General features: G+C 62.6%; 16 protein-coding genes. 10 read left to right on the top strand and 6 right to left on the bottom strand.

The annotated features are described in order from the left end of the window. Positions 1 to 25 precede the first annotated feature (25 nt). Positions 26 to 802, top strand: a complete 777-nt coding sequence (locus AC1Q7F_RS00220; RefSeq protein WP_492502611.1) for an enoyl-CoA hydratase-related protein — start codon at positions 26 to 28, stop codon at positions 800 to 802. Between the two features lie 85 nt (positions 803 to 887). Here the strand turns inward: AC1Q7F_RS00220 and AC1Q7F_RS00215 are convergent, their stop codons facing one another. From AC1Q7F_RS00215 to AC1Q7F_RS00190, 6 genes are all read right to left on the bottom strand, one after another. Continuing rightward, positions 888 to 3,059 (bottom strand): TonB-dependent receptor, encoded by a 2,172-nt coding sequence (locus tag AC1Q7F_RS00215; RefSeq protein ID WP_492502609.1) that lies wholly within the window; start codon positions 3,057 to 3,059, stop codon positions 888 to 890. Positions 3,060 to 3,291: 232 nt separating this feature from the next. Continuing rightward, on the bottom strand, positions 3,292 to 4,110 hold the full coding sequence (locus tag AC1Q7F_RS00210; protein WP_492502607.1) for an SDR family oxidoreductase: 819 nt from the start codon (positions 4,108 to 4,110) through the stop codon (positions 3,292 to 3,294). 19 nt (positions 4,111 to 4,129) lie between these two features. Continuing rightward, positions 4,130 to 5,020: an enoyl-CoA hydratase gene (locus AC1Q7F_RS00205; RefSeq protein ID WP_492502605.1), complete on the bottom strand. Its 891-nt coding sequence runs from the start codon at positions 5,018 to 5,020 to the stop codon at positions 4,130 to 4,132. Between the two features lie 161 nt (positions 5,021 to 5,181). Further along, the gene (locus AC1Q7F_RS00200; RefSeq protein ID WP_492502603.1) at positions 5,182 to 6,687 is read right to left on the bottom strand and encodes an MFS transporter; all 1,506 of its coding nucleotides are present in this window, start codon (positions 6,685 to 6,687) and stop codon (positions 5,182 to 5,184) included. A 263-nt stretch (positions 6,688 to 6,950) separates the two neighbouring features. Then, complete coding sequence (locus tag AC1Q7F_RS00195; protein ID WP_492502601.1) at positions 6,951 to 7,862, bottom strand: LysR family transcriptional regulator; 912 nt, start codon at positions 7,860 to 7,862, stop codon at positions 6,951 to 6,953. Positions 7,863 to 7,954: 92 nt separating this feature from the next. Next, positions 7,955 to 9,457 (bottom strand): AMP-binding protein, encoded by a 1,503-nt coding sequence (locus tag AC1Q7F_RS00190; RefSeq protein ID WP_492502599.1) that lies wholly within the window; start codon positions 9,455 to 9,457, stop codon positions 7,955 to 7,957. Between the two features lie 295 nt (positions 9,458 to 9,752). On the opposite strand from AC1Q7F_RS00190, the gene AC1Q7F_RS00185 reads away from it, so the two are divergent. The 9 genes from AC1Q7F_RS00185 (at position 9,753) to AC1Q7F_RS00145 (ending at position 19,204) form a co-directional block, all read left to right on the top strand. After that, the gene (locus tag AC1Q7F_RS00185) at positions 9,753 to 10,556 is read left to right on the top strand and encodes an enoyl-CoA hydratase/isomerase family protein (RefSeq protein WP_492502597.1); all 804 of its coding nucleotides are present in this window, start codon (positions 9,753 to 9,755) and stop codon (positions 10,554 to 10,556) included. 47 nt (positions 10,557 to 10,603) lie between these two features. After that, the gene (locus tag AC1Q7F_RS00180; RefSeq protein WP_492502595.1) at positions 10,604 to 11,038 is read left to right on the top strand and encodes a Zn-ribbon domain-containing OB-fold protein; all 435 of its coding nucleotides are present in this window, start codon (positions 10,604 to 10,606) and stop codon (positions 11,036 to 11,038) included. Next, entirely contained in the window at positions 11,035 to 12,198 is a 1,164-nt protein-coding gene (locus tag AC1Q7F_RS00175; protein WP_492502593.1) for a thiolase family protein, read from the top strand. The genes AC1Q7F_RS00180 and AC1Q7F_RS00175 overlap by 4 nt, the downstream gene beginning before the upstream one ends. A 146-nt stretch (positions 12,199 to 12,344) precedes the next feature. Next, a complete protein-coding gene (locus tag AC1Q7F_RS00170) occupies positions 12,345 to 13,238 on the top strand; it encodes an alpha/beta fold hydrolase (protein WP_492502591.1) in 894 nt (297 codons plus the stop codon). Continuing rightward, the gene (locus tag AC1Q7F_RS00165; protein WP_492502589.1) at positions 13,226 to 14,830 is read left to right on the top strand and encodes a GMC family oxidoreductase; all 1,605 of its coding nucleotides are present in this window, start codon (positions 13,226 to 13,228) and stop codon (positions 14,828 to 14,830) included. Before AC1Q7F_RS00170 ends, AC1Q7F_RS00165 begins: the two co-directional genes overlap by 13 nt. A 16-nt stretch (positions 14,831 to 14,846) precedes the next feature. Continuing rightward, a complete protein-coding gene (locus tag AC1Q7F_RS00160) occupies positions 14,847 to 16,331 on the top strand; it encodes an aldehyde dehydrogenase family protein (protein WP_492502587.1) in 1,485 nt (494 codons plus the stop codon). A 65-nt stretch (positions 16,332 to 16,396) separates the two neighbouring features. Further along, on the top strand, positions 16,397 to 16,885 hold the full coding sequence (locus AC1Q7F_RS00155) for a MaoC family dehydratase (protein WP_492502585.1): 489 nt from the start codon (positions 16,397 to 16,399) through the stop codon (positions 16,883 to 16,885). A 4-nt stretch (positions 16,886 to 16,889) separates the two neighbouring features. Continuing rightward, the gene (locus tag AC1Q7F_RS00150) at positions 16,890 to 18,035 is read left to right on the top strand and encodes a CaiB/BaiF CoA transferase family protein (RefSeq protein WP_492502583.1); all 1,146 of its coding nucleotides are present in this window, start codon (positions 16,890 to 16,892) and stop codon (positions 18,033 to 18,035) included. Between the two features lie 26 nt (positions 18,036 to 18,061). Then, positions 18,062 to 19,204, top strand: a complete 1,143-nt coding sequence (locus AC1Q7F_RS00145) for an acyl-CoA dehydrogenase family protein (RefSeq protein WP_492502581.1) — start codon at positions 18,062 to 18,064, stop codon at positions 19,202 to 19,204. Positions 19,205 to 19,226 lie beyond the last annotated feature (22 nt).

The following is a 19,226-nucleotide window of genomic DNA, read 5'->3' as shown; positions in this document are numbered from 1 at the left end:
CCTTGTCCGATCAGGAAACCAGCTCATGAGCCATCAATATGTCGATGTGAGCCGCAAAGGGCGGCTCACCATTGTCACCCTCAACCGGCCCGTGGCGCACAATGCGCTGAACCTCGACGCCCACCTGGAACTGGAGGCGGTTTTCGATGCCTTCGCCGCCGATGATGAGCAATGGGTTGCCATTATCACAGGGTCCGGCACCAAAGCATTCTGCGCCGGCCATGACTTGAAGCAGCAGGCGGCCGGTGGCGGGCTGCAACTGCCGCCGACGGGCTTCGCCGGCCTTACCTCCCGCTTCGATCTCACCAAACCGGTCATCGCCGCCGTGAATGGCGTCGCGATGGGGGGTGGGTTTGAAATCGCGCTGGCGTGCGACGTGATCGTGGCGGCGGCCCATGCCGTCTTCGCACTTCCCGAGCCCCGGGTCGGCCTTGCCCCGCTGGCGGGCGGCATACAACGACTGCCGCACAGCATCGGGCTTCATCGCGCCATGGGGCTGATGCTGACAGGTCGCCGGATCGGCGCTGCAGAGGGCGCAGCACTCGGTTTCGTGAACGAAGTGGCGGAAGCTGACGTTCTGGACACCGCCCGCCGCTGGGCCGGCGACATGCTGGCCTGCGGTCCCCTGTCCCTTCGGGCCATCAAGGAAGCTACCCTGCGCGGTCGTGACACAACCGTGGCGGAGGGCATTGCCGGACAATGGGAATACCCTGCCATGAAGGCAATGCTGAACTCGCGGGACTATGTCGAAGGCCCCGCCGCCTTTGCCGAGAAGCGGACACCAGAATGGAAAGGCCGCTGACCCTGTAAACGGGTTCGGGCAGCGATGACGGTTTCGTCATCGCTGCCCGAACGGAAATCAGGGTCGGAGAACCGGCCCCGCCGGATCAGAAGGAGTACCCGAACGACGCGCCGAAGACCCGCGGCTGGACATAGCGCACGGCTTCCAGCGACAGCGCATTCTGGCTCATGCTGATCTTGTATTTGGCATCGGTGAGGTTGCGCCCATAGACCGAGAAGGTCATGTTATCATCCACCGTCAAGGTCACAGAACCGTCGAGCGCCACATAGCCGGGCTGGCTGAGGCTGTTATCGAAGGTGAAGTAGACGCGGCTGCTGTAATAAGGCGACAGCGCCACCGTCAGCTCCTTGTTTGCATCCAAGGACGCATAATAGGTCAGCGTCGAACTGGCCGTGAATTCCGGTGCCCGCACCATGGTGGCACCACTGACATCCAGGCTGACATTGGCGTAGAGCAAGCCGCCCGCCGTCGCCGGAAGCCTCGGATTATCCACATAGCCCGGTGCGGATTTGAAATCGACATAGCGCGCATGGGTATAGGCCACGGCGGTGCGCAGATCGAAGGCCTCGCTGAGATGCGCCGTAACATCGGCCTCCACGCCATAGATGCGGGACTTCGGCACATTGAACAACTGGTTGAACACCGCGCCGTTCTGGCCGGAGATTGTCGCATTCACCTGCGTGTCTTTGTAATCATAATAGAAGGCAGCGGCGTTGAAGGAGATATCGCGCGTTGCTGACTTCAGGCCAATCTCGAACGCATCCACCTTCTCCGGCGAGACGCTGGGTCCGTTTGCCGACGTCGCATCGAACACGCCGCTTTTGAACCCCTTGCTGTAGGTCGTGTAGACCTTGGTTTCCTCGGTAAGCGCATAGCTGACGCCGACGCGCGGCGTCCATTGCCGGTCAGTCTGTTTCTGGATGCGGGTATAAGGGGACGGCGCCAGGACGCCCATGGCGCTGGAATTTCCACGATCCTCATCACTGTAGCGGATGCCGCCGATGATTGAGAAATCACCGATCCTGTAGGTGCCATCCGCATAGCCGGCAATGGAATTCAAACGGCCGGCGGAATTGGACAGCGGCGTGCCGGTGGACGTCAGGATAGGCACTTTGCTCCGGCTTCGGAAGTAGTAGACACCGGCGACATAGGTGAAGGGCTCGTTCTCGGCCGATGCAAAATTCACTTCCTGGGAGAAGGTCTTGGTCGCGACCTTCAGCGCGACATCCTGGTTCAGATAGCTGAGGTCGATCTCATTGCGCGCCGCAAGATCGTTACGAAGGAATGCCGTGAAGGACGACAGCGTGCCACCCCAGACATCAAGCCTGGCGCGGGCGCTATATTCGTCGGTTTCGGTCTTGATGTACTGCTCGGTATTGTTGGACGAATGGTAACGATCCTGAGCGATCGGCCCGCCCATGGCGGCGACAAGCCGGGCCGGTCGGATATTCTTGGTATCGCTGCCCGACGGATCGTCGAAATCCGCATGGGCCACCGTGAAGACGACCGACAGGTCATCCGTTGGTTCCACAAGCAGCTTGCCGCGCGCCGTGAAACTATCGCCCTGGTTGGTGATCTTGTCCGTCTTCAGGTCACGGACATAGCCGTTGGCGTAACGATAAGCCACGGAGCCGTTGACGGCGACCTTGTCATCCAGCGGAACATTGAGATAGGCGCTGGTGCGCACCTGATCGAAACGTTCGTAGGAGGCGTTGAAACGGCCCTCCACCGTCGAGCCGGGGTCGAGTGTACGCAGCAAGACAGCGCCGCCAGTGGCGTTGCGCCCAAACAGCGTCCCTTGCGGGCCCTTCAGCACCTCCACGCCGGCGATGCTGGCCAGATCGAAGATATTGCCCGACGGTGTGGGATAGTAGATCTCATCCACATAGACGGAAACGTTCTGCTCGCCGCCCGAGGCGGCAAGCGTCGAGCCGATACCGCGGATCGTCGGCGACAGACCATAGATATTGCGCTGCAGATATACGCCCGGTGCCGCCTTGGTCAGATTCTCCAACGAAGCGGGACCTATGCGCTCAAGATCCTCCGCCGTGGCGGTGGTAATCGAGATCGGAACATCCACCAGCCGCTGAGACCGGCGCTGCGCCGTCACCACGATATAGTCCAGGCTGATTTCCTGCAAACTGTCGCCGGCAACCGGCGACGCCGCTGGTGTCGTGGCGGGATTCTGTGCGTAGGCGCTGGCGGCAGCTGTAATCACCAACAGCGACGTGAGTGTTTTGACTATTCTCGCCTTCATCGTAACCGTCCTCCCCGGACTTTCATTGTTGTTACCGTCATGTCTGCACGGAGAGGCAAGTCAAATCCCCATCCCGGCAGGTCATACCCGAAAATCATGGCAACAGGGGAGCGCACACCTCTCCCCGACGCGAGCCCGGTCACCGGGCTGCGCTGATCACGCTTCGTATTCGTCGTTAATCAGGATCAGCGGCGATGCTGTCGCACCCGATCCTCAAAGTCGCCGTTTCAGCTCAAGCCGCCGGCGGCATGGCATCAAGCAGTGCCTTGCTCCGCTCCACGATCATCTCCATGGCAAGACGATCGGTGTGGACATAGAGCCGGTTTTCCCGGATCGCGTCCCGCACCATGTCGCCGACAGCGTCGGGTGAGGTGCCCTTCGCCAGATATTTCGATGTTTCCTCAATCCTTGCCTGCTGTGCAGCCGACAGTGGTCTCCTTGCCGTCACCGGCTGCGCGGCCTGTGTCCGCGTCACGATGTCGGTTGCAACCGGACCGGGGCAGAGGACTGTCACGCCGATACCCTGTGACGGAAGTTCAAGGGCCAGCGCCTCACTCATCCCCACGACGGCGAATTTGGCAGTGCAGTAAAGAACGCCTCCCGTCCGTGCCACCAGGCCCGCGCCCGACGCCGTATTGACGATGTGCCCACCGCCACCGCGGGCAGAGATACCGGGCAGGAAGGTCTGGATGCCGTTGATCACCCCGTCCAGGTTGATCCCCATGCCCCAGTCCCACAGGTCATAGCTCAACTTGTGCGCAGGCGCCCCGCCGGCGACACCGGCATTATTCACCAGGATCGAGACGGGCCCCAGTTGTGCTTCGGCAGCGGCGGCCACGCTTGCATAGGCCGTCCGGTCGCGGACATCCAGAACAGCCGTGAAGACCTCCGTAACCTCATCCAACTCGGCCTTCGCCCGGGCCAGTCCATCGGCGTCCAGGTCAACCAGCGCCAGTCTGGCCCCGGCACGGGCCAGGGACCGGGCGATTCCCAGGCCGATGCCATTGGCGCCACCGGTGATGAAAGCCGTACGATTTGCAATGTCGGTCATGTGAGTTCCAATCCGAAGGCTAGCTGGTGGCGGCTTGGCGCGCGGCCAGCAGTTTTTCGATATTGGCGCGCATGGCCGGCGGCATGCTGTCGAGATCAATGGGGAAACCATTGGCCAGCATGGCCTGCATGTGACCGATCTGATGCAGGTGGAAACCGAAATCCACCGACGCCTTGCGCCCCATCTGGTCCTGGGCGAAATTCATGGCCTGCTTGACAAGTTGCATGGTGAACGGATTGCGGGCGGCGATCGTCTCCGCCAGTTGCAGGGCACGTGCCGTCAACTGGTCGCGGGGTACGACATGGTTGACCATGCCCCGCTGTTTTGCCTCCTGCGCCGTCATCCATTCGCCCGTCATCAGCCATTCCTTGGCCTGACGGACGCTCATCTCGAAGGGATGTTGCCAGAATTCCACGCCGGCGATGCCCATCTCGGCGGCGGTCGCGTCACGGAAGCGGGCATCGTCTGAACAAACGATCAGGTCGCACATCCAGGTCAGAATGATGCCACCAGAGATCACGGAACCCTGAATCTCGGCAATAACCGGCTTCGGGGCATTGCGCCAGCGCTCCGTAATCTCCAGATAGATTTCACGCTCGCGGGCGTAATAGCCCTGCCACCCCTTGCCACCATAATCGCCCCACAGGCCCACGATCTGTTCCGGCGGTGGCATGCGTGCCTCGTCGCCGCTGATATCGTGGCCGGAATTCCAATGGTCGCCGGTCGCAGCCAGGATGATCACGTTGATCTTGTCGTCATGGCAGGCGCGCTTCAGCGCATCGTCCAGTTCATAGGTCATCGTGATACCCTGGGCATTGCGCCGGCCGGGCCGGTTCATCACGATACGCGCCACCTTCGGCGCGGGTTCTTCGTAAATCAGTTGCTGATAGTCGCGACCTCCTGAGGCCATATTCATTTCTCCCTGCTTTGCCGGCACCTACGCGCCTTCCAAGGCTGTCGTGGCGGGTTGTTTCGGAAGCTTTCCCTTTTCATGCACCAGCGTCCAATTCCAACGCACCGCCAGGCATGAGATGAAGTAATACCTCGTCGTGGAAACCGCTAAGCGGCAGGTCAGGGGGCACGCCGGCGCACTGTCAGGTCCGCCATGATCCTGGCATGGGCCTTCTTGTCGATCCGGTAGAGCAACACCAGCGCTATCCCGATGACCGACAGCACTCCCGCTCCCGGTCCATGGGCAATGGCCAGCCAAGCCGTCATGTGCGCCGGCAGTACCATACCGGGATCCTGTTCAACCAGATTGACCGGGAAATCGATCAGTTGCAGGACCGTGCCCGCGATCAGGACGCCGGCTCCCGTGGCCGTCTTGGTGGCAAATGACCAGCCCGCGAAATAGAGCCCCTGGCGGGGCGTGCCGAACAGGTGCTCATGCTCGTCCGCCGCGTCGGGAATGATCGATACGAAAGCGATCATGGTCAGCGCCATCATCGCACCGCCCGAGAACGCAAGGAAGCCCAGGAAGCCGATCAACGCCCCACCCGTCAATTGCATCAGGCCGAGTAGCTTCAGGGTCGCCGGTAATCCGTGACAGACCACCATGCCGGTCATACTGATCAGCAGCATTGTGCGTTTTTCCACCCGTTTTCCGAAAGGGCCCGCAAGGGGGGCGCCAAGGACCAGGCCGAGAACCGCCGCCATGCCCAATCCCTGGATATGTCCGGGGGTCAGTTGCCAGAAGAAGGTCACCACATGCAGGCCCAGCGCCTGATGCACCCCGTTCTCGATGTTGAACAGCAAACCCGCCACGAAAAGGATGCGGAAAGTGCGGTTGCGGGCAATCTCGCGCATTTCGCCCCATAGCCGACGATGGATCGGCCCGGTCGGCGTTTCAGGTCCGTGCGGCTGCTGCCGTACCGCCAGCCCCTGCCGGATGGCGATCAAGGCCCCGGTCAGCAGCAGCGCACTCAGCGTCAAGGTGAAGGGCATGTAGGCGTCGCGCTGCGACACCCCACCCGGCCCCGCCAGGAATACGCCATAACCCAGGAAGATCACGGCCACCGTTCCCAGGATGCCGATACCCCAGCGCCATGCGGCCACCGATGAACGTTCGCCATAATCATCGGTGAGTTGGGCCCCCAGCGCCTGATAAGGAACAGTGAATATCGACAGCGAGATGCGCAGCGACACCGAGAGCAGGGTCAACCAGAGGAACAGGGGCGTCTGTCCAAGCCCGACAGGAAGCGAGAAGATCAGGTTGAATGTCAGGATGATCGGGACCAGCGACAGGGCCATGAAGGGCACCCGCTGACCGAAGCGTGAACGCCAGGCATCCGAGAGGGAACCGATCAGCGGATTTGCGACGGCATCCACCACAATGCCGGCACCGATCGCCAGCCCGGCCAAAGCGCCCGGCAGGCCACAAACCGCCGTGGCATAGAACAGCACGAAGATGTTGAGCATGCTTTCGACGATCATCTCGACAAGCTGCCCTGCCCCATACCCGGTCTTGCGGCCCAGTGGCAGACGCGCCGGTCGCGGGGAAGATTTGTCTTCACCTGCTTCCAGCACGGCACCGATTGTCGCGGGCGGCAACGTTTCCCCCATATCCTGCATCCGCATTTTGTGAACCTTTTTCTTGTATGATGTTTTGACGCAGATGCCTGCATCAGCGCCCAGCGGAGCGCCGCTGTCCAACCGTCATCAAAGATGCCGATGGACGGCCGGGCCGTAACCGCCCCCTTGCATCACGATCTCTTCAAACCGACGGAACCTGGGCGCAATGTCCGGCTTATCGGGCCGGATCATCAAATTCATTCCCCAACGAAGCCATGCCCGTATGGAATATGTCCGCCAGAAAAGGATGGATGCGAAACGGGCTCCCGCTACACGCCATCCAACGCTTCGGATGAGGGCAGCCGCTCGCGGCAAGCCTTGATAAAGGCGCGCACCGCGGGCCGGGGACTCCAGCGAAGGCGCGTGGCGCAGCACAGCGCCGATGGCGGCAGCGTGAACGGCACCACCGCAAAGTGTTTCCTGAAAATGCTGGTCTGCGTATAATGGATCGACGCGACGCTGATGGCGTTGGTGTTGCGTATCAGCCGAGCCACGATCGGGAAATAATCGACGGTATGCAGCCGTTCCTGAACGTCGACACCGCAATCCTCATAGATCTGCCGCCAGATGAAATTGTAGGGCGAAGCGCCGGAGGGCGATATCAGATCATACTTGGCGATCTCCGCCTTCGTCACATCGGGGCAGTCCAGGATGGGATGCCCCCGCCTGGCAAAGAATGTCGTCTGCATCGGTGCCATCTGTTCGCACCGGAAGTCGGGCTGTTCCTTGAACGCAGCCTCGTATCCCAGCGCGACATCGATCGTGCCCACACGCAACTGCTGCACGATCCGGTCGTAATTTCCGCCGACAATATTGAGCCGGATGCTGGGATGCCGGGAAACCAGCGTCGACAAGGGCTCAACCAGCAGCCATTCGAGCGATGGGGGACACACCCCGATCCGGAGCAGGCCCGCATAATGATCCGACCCCACGGCGGCACCGCGCAGCAGATCATCCGTCTCTTCAAGAACGCGCGATGCCCGTTCAACAAAACTGCGCCCTTCCTCCGTCAGGATGACGCCGCGAGCCGTTCGATTGAAGATTGCGTAGCCCAGTTGCTGTTCAAGATCAGCCACACTTTTGGTAATGGCCGACTGGGTGACACCCACCCGTTCCGCTGCCGCGGTGAACGATCCATATCGCGCGGTAGAAACGACATATTGCAGGCGTCGGTCAGTCATGCACTCTTCCTACCTACGGATGACACCTGACTGCCCAGCGACAATGGAGACCTCCATGCAGAGCGCACTTCAAGTGGGTGGCAATTTCAAGATTATGATACCGCCGTCACCCTGTCGTCCCGCAATTTCGACCGGCGGGCCTTACCGGCATCATCGCGCAAGTTCTCGTCTGTGAACTCGAAAGTGCGTGGAATCTTGTATCGGACCAGCTTGTCCGACAAGAAGGCGCGCAATGCGTCTTCGTTGGTCCGGGTGCGCGCCTCGCCCCGCATCTGCACGATGGCATGGGCCCGCTGGCCCAGATCCGCGTCGGGCAGACCGATCACGATGGAGGACTGAACATCCGGATGCTGGTCAAGTGCTGCCTCGACCTCCGCCGGGAAGATGTTGGCACCGCCCGACACGATCATGTCGGTACGCCGGTCGGCAATATAGAGATAGCCATCCGCATCGACATAGCCGAGGTCACCATAGGTTTCCCAGTCACCTTTGGCCTTGGCCTGAGCGCCAATATATTCGTAGGTCGAATTTCGCCCCCGCACGGGCAGGAAATAGATCTCCCCGATTTCACCGGGGGCGCATTCATCGCCCTGCTCATTCAGGATGCGCATCTGTGATCCCGGTCCAGGCTTTCCGACCGATCCCTTGTGCGCGAGCCATTCCCGCCCGGTGATGGCCGTGCCGCCGATCAGTTCGGTACCGCCATAGACTTCGATGATCCTGTCCGGACCCAACCAGTCGATCCAGGCCTGTTTCAGCCATTGCGGGCAGACCGACGCCATATGGAACACCGTGCGAAGGCTAGACATGTCAAAGGCCAGGCGCTGTTCTTCCGGCAAGCGCCAGATACGGCTCATCATGGTCGGTACAAAATTGACCCAGTTGACACGGTAGCGCTCGATCAGTTGCAGCGCCAGCAGCGGGTCGAACTTGCCCATTTCCACGACATGCCCGCCGGAGAACAGGCAGTGGAAGACGCCGACGAAGGGGGCGTTATGGTAAAGCGGGCCCGGATTAAGCATCGTGTCGCCAAGACGCTGGCCGCCGGGAGGCTTGCCCGGATCATGAATGCCCGCTTGCCTGTCCACAATCAGCTTGGGCCGGCCGGTCGATCCGCCACTGGTATGAATCTTCCAGCGCGGGGCGATCTTCACCGGCAGCGGGCCGGCAGACAGATCATCCGCCGGATGCGAGCAGACGGGCAGGAAGTTCCACCCCTCAACCCTGGCACTTTCTTCGGCGATGATCAGGCGGGGCTGCCCCAGTTCCGCGATGGCCCGCAGCTCCGCCGCCGGCAGTTTGGAGGATACGATGCCAACGGTCGCGCCCAGTTTCCATACCGCGAAGGCGGTCTCATAGAATTCGGGGCTGTTCGGTACGGCCAGGGTCACCAGATCCCCCTCACCAACGCCCAGCGCCGCCAGGTGGCGCGCCTTGCGGTTCGATCTGGCGTCCAGTTCGGCATAGGTGATCGTCACGTCATGATAGGTGACGGCCGGACGCATCGGGTCCTTGCCGGCGTGATAGGCAAGCAGTTCCCCGATCGGCATGGGCGCGGTCTCGCCCTGTGCCATCTTCACCTGATCGTTCTGCACCTCGACGCTCCTCTCCTGGGGATGCACCGGCCTTGAAGCCCGCATCACGGTTCTGCCCGTCTTTCCCGCGACACTAACAGAGGGCAGCGCGCATCATGGTTGGACAAATGGGCGGGACCCATGAACGCCAGGAATAGTTCCGGCTTACACTCGGCTTTGCCGACCTGCCGGGAATAGGGACCCTCTGTGATATGCCCCCGGGGCATCCCTCCCGCCGGTTAAGAATTTCTTCTGCCGTGTTCGTCCCTCTACTACTGGCAGCGGAAGCCCGATGGCCATGAGAGCAAGGGATCAGATGAACGACTATACGACGATCAATGTCGTGCAGGATGGCGCCGTCGACTGGTTGACGCTCAATCGACCGGAACGTCTTAATGCGCTGAATGGCACCATGGTGCGGGAGCTCTGGGATTATTTCCAGAACGTCCAATCCGATTATACCCGCCGGATTGTGGTCCTGCGGGGCGCCGGGCGGGCATTCTGTGCCGGGCTGGACCTTCTCTGGTACAGCAGTTCGACCGAGGGCATGCCAAAGGGTGCCACCGAAGACGGACCTGCCCCCTCGCTCTCCGATATCATCCTGACGATGCGGTCCTGTCCGCAGATCATCATATCGCTGGTCCATGGTGCGGCCTGCGGCGGCGGTTTCAACTTCGCCCTTGCCTCTGATATCCGCATCGCGGGCCGCAGCGCCAAGATGAATGTGGCTTTCATCAAGCTTGGGCTTTCCGGCTGCGAACTGGGAACCAGCTATTTCCTGCCACGCATGGTAGGGACGGCCGTGGCCGCGGAACTCATGATGACGGGCCGCTTCATCCATGCCGATCGCGCGCTGGCCGTGGGGCTGGTTTCGGATGTCGTGGACGATGAACGACTGGAAGAGGCCGCGCGCACGCTGATCGGCGATCTGCTGGCCACTTCCCCCCTGGGCCTGCGCAAGACCAAGGAGGTCATGGGCCGTGCAGCCGGGATCGAGGACCTGACATCGGTTATCCGTTTGGAAGAACACACACAGCGCGCCTGCATGGAGGCCGGGTCTTTCGCACCAAAGATCGGTATCGCCGGTGGAACCAGGACCGCCGGTGCCAATGGAACGTGACGCGAAGGACCAGCCTGGAGCGACAAGTTGAAAGGGAGTGAGCGTCGATGACGAATGATTTCAGCGGGTTCCTGCCCGCCATCCCCATGATCAGGATCGATGACGACGGCAAGGCCTATATCGCGGGCAGCCATTGTCGCAACTGTGGTGAGACGGTGCCAGGAGAGCGGATGGCCTGTGCCTCCTGCGGCAAGCGCGAGATGCTGGAGCCCGTGCGGCTGGGCAGCAAGGGTACCCTCTACAATTACACGATCGTCCACCGCTCCTATCCCGGTGTGAAGGTGCCGTTCGTGTCGGCCATCATCGACCTGGAAGGCGGCGGTTCGCTGCGCGGCACCTTGGCAGAGGTGGCGCCCGATCCAGCGCAACTGCCCTGGAACATGCCTGTCGATGTCGTCTTCCGTGACACCGGCCAGACCAACCCGGAGGGCAAGCCGTTCGTGAGCTATGTATTCGTACCCGCCCAGGGAGAGGCAAGATGAGCGAAGACGTCTACATTATCGGGATCGACATGATCCCGTTCGGCCGCTATCCGCAGCGCACCGTGGCACGGTTGGGGGCGGAAGCCGCACTGCTTGCCCTTCAGGATTGCGGGCTTACCATCCAGGACATGCAGGCGCTTTATTGCGGCAACCAGATGCGGGCCTTCGGCATGGTCGGTCAGCAGATCCTGCACGAGATCGGAGAGACCGGGATTCCGGTGGTCAATACCGCCAATGCCTGTGCCAGCGGCGGCACGGCCTTCCGCGAAGGCTATATCGCGGTGAAGGGCGGCATTTATGACCTGGTCCTGGCCGTTGGTACGGAACAGTTGGGCAAGGGACTGCTGGGCGCCGCCGGCGGCGGCCGCACCGATGGCTTCATCGAAGAGGGGATTATTGGGTCGATGACGACGCCGGCCATGTTCTCTCAGGTCGGCATGGAGCATCAGCGCAAATATGGCACCACGTTCGAGCAGTTCGCCAAGATCGCGGTCAAGAACCATCACCATTCCACCTTCAATCCCAAGGCCATGAGCCGGCGGGAGACGCCGCTGGAAGAGGTGATGGCAGCGGAGATGATCTCCTATCCCAACACGAAGCTGATGTGCTCCATCAATGTTGATGGCGCGGCAGCGGCCATCATCGCCTCCGAAAGGAAGGTCCGGCAGTTGGGCCTGATGGGGCGAGCGATCCGCGTGCGGGCATCGGAGATGACCAGCAATCCCTATACCCCACGCCAGGACGCCATTGTCGATTTCAATCTGGTGACGCGCAACTGCGCCAATGCCGCCTATGAGCGTGCGGGCCTGGGGCCGCAGGATCTGCATCTGGTGGAGCTGCACGACTGCTTCGCCACGGCCGAGATGGTCCATTACGAAAATCTCGGCCTATGCGGCGAAGGCGAAGCCGGCCGCCTGATCGATACGGGTTTCACCGCCATCGGTGGCAAGATCCCTGTCAACCTGTCGGGCGGCCTTCTGTCCAAGGGGCACCCGCTGGGCGCCACCGGCATCGCCAACATCTATGAGATATCGCTGCATCTGCGCGGCGAGGCCGGTGCCCGTCAGGTTGAGAAGGCAAGCATCGGCCTGACCCATGTGGTCGGCGGGATGACCGGGCTGGGATCGTCCTGCGTCGTGCACATCCTGGAAAAGGCCTGATATCGCGACGTCATCGCCGGATCCGGCACGTTGCGACGCGAGGCCGGACCACAGGGGGCGATGCCTGACGGCGCGGTCGCTCAACGGCCCGCCGTCAGGCCTGCCGCAGGGGCATGCACTGCCCGGCCGACAGCAAGGATATGAGCGTGACAGGCAGTTCCCTTCAGCATTTCACCACCCCGGATGGACTGACGCTTGTCGGGGACCGCGTCGGTCCCTCGCATGCACCGACCGTCATTCTTCTGCATGGCGGTGGGCAGACGCGTCATTCCTGGACAAGGACGATGCATCGCCTGGTCAGCCATGGTTACGGCGTCATCAATTATGATGCCCGCGGACATGGGGACAGCGCCTGGTCGCCGGTGGCGAACTACACGATCCAGGCATTGGCAGCCGATCTGCGCACCGTCCGTGAGACCGTACAGGGCCCTGTCGCCCTTGTCGGTGCCTCGATGGGCGGCATGACCAGCTTCTATGCCATTGGCACCAGTGAACCACCCCTGGCCCAAGTCCTGGTCATGGTCGATATCGTCCTCAGCATCGCGCAGGAAGGCGGACAGCGCATCCGCCGCTTCATGCAGGGTCACGACCAGGGTTTCGCCGACCTGGAAGAAGCTCGTCTGGCCGTTGCCGCCTATAATCCGGATCGGCCGGCCCCGAAGGACACATCCGGCCTGCGCAAGAACCTGCGGCAGGGGGAGGATGGCCGGCTGTACTGGCACTGGGACCCGCGAATGCTGAAAATACCGGCCGGCAGCGAACCGCCTTCACGCATCGACGCACTGCTGTCGGTCAGCCATCGGGTCACCGTGCCGACGCTGGCGATCCGCGGGGGGCGCAGCGACATCGTCAATGACGAGGGCGTCGAAGAGATGCAGCGTCTGGTTCCGCAGACGGAAATCTATGAGGTCCCCGCCGCTGGCCACATGGTGGCCGGAGATCAGAACGACATGTTCAGCGCGGGCGTGCTCTCCTTTCTGCAGCGACATTTCCCGGCACGGCACGACGGATGCGGCGGAGGCCATGAATGGCAACCATGACCTATGACTACGTCGTTATCGGCGCAGGGTCGGCGGGCTGCGTGGTCGCCGCACGGCTGAGCGAGCGCCCGGAGAACAAGGTTCTGCTGCTTGAATCCGGCGGCACCGACAAGGATATCATGGTGAAGATGCCGCTGGTCTTCACCATGCTGCAATACCACCCGTCGCTTGATTGGGGTCTGTGGACCGACCCGGAGCCCTTTGCTGGTAACCGCAAGATCAAGGCGCCGCGGGGAAAGGTCCTGGGCGGCTCCTCATCCATCAATGGAATGATGTATTCGCGGGGCCACCCAAGCGACTACGACGAATGGGCGCAGATGGGGGCCGAAGGCTGGTCCCACGAAGAGGTGCTGCCCTATTTCAAGAAATCGGAGCGCAATTGGCGTGGTGAAGGGCCGAACCATGGCGGCAGCGGGCCGCTGAACGTGATCCCCTATACCAGTGACGAACCGATCACCAAGGCGATCCGCGACACGGCACAGGGCCTGAATTACCGCCTGCTGGACGATTTCGAGGCCGGCGACCCGGAAGGCTTCGCCCTTCCCGACAGCACGATCCGTCGCGGTCGGCGGGCCAGCACGTCGCAGGCCTTCCTTGCACCCATCCGGAACCGGCCGAACCTGACGGTCGTCACCGGTGCCCATGTCACCCGCATCCTGACAGAAAGGGGCCGCGCCACAGGCGTGGAATATGCCAAGGATGGTGGCAGGCAGACGGTCCATGCCGATGGCGAGATCGTTCTGTCCGGCGGCGCCTATGCCTCGCCGCAGATCCTGATGCTGTCGGGCATCGGCCCGGCGGATCATCTGCGTGGGCTCGGCATCAAGGTCGAGTTGGATCTGGCTGGCGTCGGACAGGACCTGCAGGAGCACCCGCTGGTGCCCATGGGCTTCGTCACCAAAAAGCCGCTTGCCTTCGGCCAAGCGCTGCGCGCCGACCGGCTGACGCTGTCCGTGCTCAACTGGCTGCTGACGGGACGGGGATTGCCGGCGACCGTGCCGTTGAGCAGCATCGCCTATCATAAGTCGCAGCCCGACCTGTCCCGGCCCGATCTGGAAACCGTGTTCATGGCGGCGAACATGATGGCCAAGGTCTGGTTCCCAGGCTTTCGCAAGAAACATCCAGACATGCTGACGACGCTGAATGTCGTGCTGCGACCGGGCAGCCGGGGGTTCGTCAAATTGCGCTCGGACGACCCGCTGGCCTTGCCGCGCATTCAGTTCAACCTGCTGCAGGATCCCGACGACCTGCGCCTGCTTCGCCATTCGCTGCGTTGGACCCGCGACTTTGTCCGGCAGGGGGCGCTGGCGGAATTTGTGGGCGCGGAAACCTTTCCCGGTGCCACCCTGGACCAGGATGCGGCCCTGGATGCCTATATCCGCAAGACGGTGGCCACGGCCCACCACCCCACCAGCACCTGCAAGATGGGCATCGGCGATGACGCTGTCGTCGACCCGCAGTTGCGGGTGCACGGTATCAGCGGCCTGCGGATCGCGGACGCTTCAATCATGCCCCGGCTGATCGGCGGTCACACCAATGCGCCGTCGGTGATGATCGGCGAAAAGGTCGCCGACATGATCTTGGCCAATTAGAGACGAGGAACCCAGCATGGCCCTTTCAATTGATGTGACGGAGAAAACCCGGGCCAGCCTGGCCCGTCCGTTCCAATTGCTGATCGATGGCCGTTGGACGGACCCGGATGGCGGTGAACGACTTGACGTCGTCAACCCCGCCGATGGCGGCGTCATCGCCAGCATCCCGGCCGGTAGTGCACGGGATATCGATCGGGCCGTTGCCGCCGCCCGGCGGGCGTTTGAAAGCGGCCCCTGGGCCGGCCTGCCCGCTGCTGAGCGCGCCCGCCTGCTCTGGCGCCTGGCCGACCTGATCGAGGCCCGCAAGGAGGAATTCGCGGAACTGGAAACGCTGGACAATGGCAAGCCGATCACCATGGCGAAATGGGTGGATGTCCCCGCCTCCGTCGCCGCCCTTCGCTATTGGTCGGGCTGGTGCGGGAAGATCACCGGGGAGACGCGATCCGTCGACATGCCGGGTGAATTCCTGGCCATGACGCTGCGGGAACCGGTCGGAGTCGTCGGCCTGATCACCCCCTGGAACTTCCCGCTGATGTCGGCGGTGTCAAAGCTGGGGCCGGCGCTGGCGGCCGGCTGCACCGTGGTCCTGAAACCGGCCGAGCAGACCTCCATGACCGCCCTTCGCCTGGGCGAAGCGATCCTAGAAGCGGGCTTTCCGCCCGGCGTGGTCAATATCGTGAGCGGCCTGGGCAGCGTCGCCGGCGCCGCGCTGGCCGAACATGACGGCGTCGACAAGATATCCTTCACCGGCTCCACCGCCGTTGGCAAGTCGCTGATCGGGGCTGCGCGCGGCAACCTGAAGCGCCTGACGCTGGAACTGGGGGGCAAGTCGCCGACAATCATCCTGCCCGACGCCGACCTGAAGAAAGCCATTGTCGGCACCGCCCAATCCATCTTCTTGAACAGCGGCCAGATCTGCGTGGCCGGCTCCCGCCTGTATGTCGCGCAGGAGAAATTCGATCAGGTGCTGGAAGGGCTGGTGAAGGTCGCGGCGAGCTTCAAACTGGGTCCCGGCCTTGATCCCACCACGACCCTGGGCCCCCTGGTCTCCGCCACGCAGCAGCAGCGGGTCATGGACTATATCGACAGCGCCCGCGCCGAAGGGGCCCGTGTGGTCACTGGCGGCAAGGTGGCAAGCGACCGCGGCTATTTCGTCGAACCGACGATCATCAGTGACGTGACCCCGGACATGCGCGTGGTGCGGGAAGAGATTTTCGGCCCCGTGCTGGTCGTAACCCCGGTTGCCGACCTGGATGAACTGGCCGCCCTGGCCAACGACACCGTCTATGGCCTGTCCGCCAGCATCTGGACGCGCGACATCTCCACTGCCTACAAGCTGGCGCGCAAGATCAAGGCCGGGACCATCAACATCAATACCGGGTCCGTGGCCGGCCCGAACCTGCCCTTCGGTGGCTTCAAGCAATCAGGCTGGGGCCGCGAGAACGGTAGCGACGGCATCAACAGCTTTACCGAGCTGAAAACGGTCATCACCGCGCTGTAACCACGCTTTACCACCCCCGCCCGTAACCGCCGGGGGATGCGCGCCCGTATGGAGGGGATATCCAGATGCAACCTGAACCAACCGCGACGGATGGCGGCGCCACTCTGCTGGGCCAGGGCCTGTTCTGGCAGGACATGCGGGTCGGTGCCACTTTCCGCACCTATACGCGCACGATCACTGAAACCGACCTTGTCACCTTCGTGACACTGACCGGCATGACCGACAGCGCCTTCCTGGACGCGACGCTGGTGGGGCCGATGGGCGGACGCCCGGTACCGGGCGTACTGACCCTGTCGATCATTGAAGGCTTCATCATCCAGTCGCTGATCCGGGGCACGGGTCTGGCCATGCTCGGCTACACGCTGGAACCGGTGGCCCCCGTGCATGTCGGCGACACCGTGCATGCCATCATCGAATTCACCGGCGCGCGCCCCACCTCGACCGGAAACCGCGCCATCGTGGATTCCACCATCACCATCATCAACCAGCGAACCGAACCGGTCATGCGCTACAGCTCACGCCGGCTGATCGCCGGACGGCCGGGGGCGGAATAACCTGATGCTGCCGCTTCAGAATATCAGGGTCATAGACCTTACGACCGTTGCCATGGGGCCGCTGGCCAGCCAGTGGCTGGGCGATTTCGGTGCCGACGTGATTAAGGTGGAGGCACCAGGCGGTGACAGCACCCGCCAGACCGGGCCGGCGATTGAACCGGGCATGGCCGCCCTGTTCCTCAGCACCAATCGCAACAAGCGCAGCGTAGAACTGGACCTGACCCGGCCGGAAGGGCGCGAAGCGCTGGCCCGGCTGATCGATGGGGCCGACGTCTTCATGCATAATATCCGGCCGCAGAAGCTGGCGAAGCTGGGGCTTGAGCCGGAAAGGCTGATGGTGCGGAACCCACGGCTGATCTATGCGGGACTGCTGGGCTTTGGCGAGGCGGGACCCTATGGCGGACGGCCCGCCTATGACGACATCATCCAGGGCCTGTCGGGCTGTGCCGACCTGATGCGGCGACAATCGGGCGAGCCGCGCTATTTTCCGACCATCACCGCCGACAAGACCACAGGCCTGATCGCGGCGATGGCCATCCTGGCAGCGCTGACCGGGCGCGCGACCAGCGGTCGCGGCACGGTGGTGGAAGTGCCGATGTTCGAGTGCATGGCGGGTTTCAATCTGGTTGAGCACCTCTATGGCCGGCAGTTTGAACCGCCTCGGGGTGACACCGGCTATCCGCGCGTGCTGTCACCTCACCGACACCCCTATCGCACGCGCGACGGCTTCATCTGCATGCTGCCCTACACCGATGCCCATTGGCGGGCCTTCTTCACAGAGGCCGGTGCCGCCCAGCATGCCGATGACCCGCGCTTCGCCACCATGGCGGCGCGCACGGCACACATTGATGCACTCTATGAACTGGTCGCCGATCTGGTGGCGAAGCATGACAACGACCATTGGCTCGCCGCCTGTGAACGGATCGGCGTTCCCGCCTCCCCTGTCCTTTCGCTGGACGACGTGATCAGCGACCCGCACCTCAAGGCGGTAGGCTTCTTCTCGACCCTGCATGATCCTGCTTTGGGCACAGTGCGCCTGCCGGGTGTACCGGTGCTGTTCAACGGAGAACGGCCCCCTGTCCGCCTGCCGCCCCGTCTGGGGCAGCATAATCATGAAATCCTGGGCGCCGACGACCCCAAACCGATCTGACAGCACGCAAGAAAGCGGAAGCATCCATGCTGGACACAACCACACGAACCATCTTCAGCGAAGAACATGCCATCTTCCGCGATAGCGTGCGCAAGCTGTTCGATCGCGTGCTGCTCCCCTTTCTGGACGATCATGAACGCGATGGCATCGTCGGGCGGGATTTCTGGCGACAATGTGGTGAGGCTGGCCTGCTTTGCCTGACCGTCGATTCGGCCTATGGCGGGCTCGGCCTGGACTTCACCTATAACGCCATCGTGCAGGAGGAACTGTCCTATGCCGGGTCGCATGCCGGGCTGATCATCCAGAACGACATTACCGCCGACTATATCCAGGCCTATGGATCGGAAGCGCAGAAGCAGCGCTATCTGCCCCGGATGGTTAGCGGCAATTGTATCACCGCCATCGCCATGACGGAGCCTTCGGCCGGTTCGGACCTGAAGGCCATTCGCACGAATGCCAGGCGCGACGGCACCGATTTCGTCATCAACGGGTCCAAGATCTACATTACCAATGGCTGCAACGCGGATCTGGTGATCCTGGCCGCCAAGACCGACACGGCGCGCGGTGCCGGCGGTCTGTCGCTGTTCCTGGTGGAGACGGATACGCCTGGCTTCACGCGCGGCCGCAAGCTGGACAAGATCGGACAGCGCTCCGGCGACACAGCCGAGCTGTTCTTCTCGGATATGCGCGTGCCCGCCGACAGCCTGTTGGGCGCGGAGAACGCCGCCTTCGGCTATCTGCTGACGCAACTGGCACAGGAGCGGCTGTCGGTGGCGGTTGCGGCCCAGGCGGCGGCGCAGCGCGCCTTCGACGAGGCGCTTGCCTTTACCAAGGGGCGGCAGGCGTTCGGACAGCGTATCTTCGATTTCCAGAACACCCGCTTCGTGCTGGCAGGGCTGAAAGCCGAACTCCAGGTCGGCTGGGCGCATCTGGACTGGGCCATCGCCCGGCATGTGGCCGGAGAGTTGGATGCTGCCGCCGCGTCGGCTGCCAAGCTCTGGCATACGGAGCTGCAGGGTCGCGTCGTCGATGCCGCCCTGCAACTGCATGGCGGCGCCGGTTACATGAACGAATACATGATCGCCCGGCTTTACCGCGACGCCCGGGTGACCCGGATCTATGGCGGCACCAGCGAGATCATGAAGGAAGTCATCGGCCGGAGCCTGTGAGCGTCCGCGCCGCCCTCCAAAA

The organism is Niveispirillum sp. GW835-FHT14G11 (assembly GCF_058793615.1).
The sequence above is the reverse complement of the archived record's forward strand: the minus strand, read 5'-3'. Positions and strand labels throughout refer to the sequence as shown.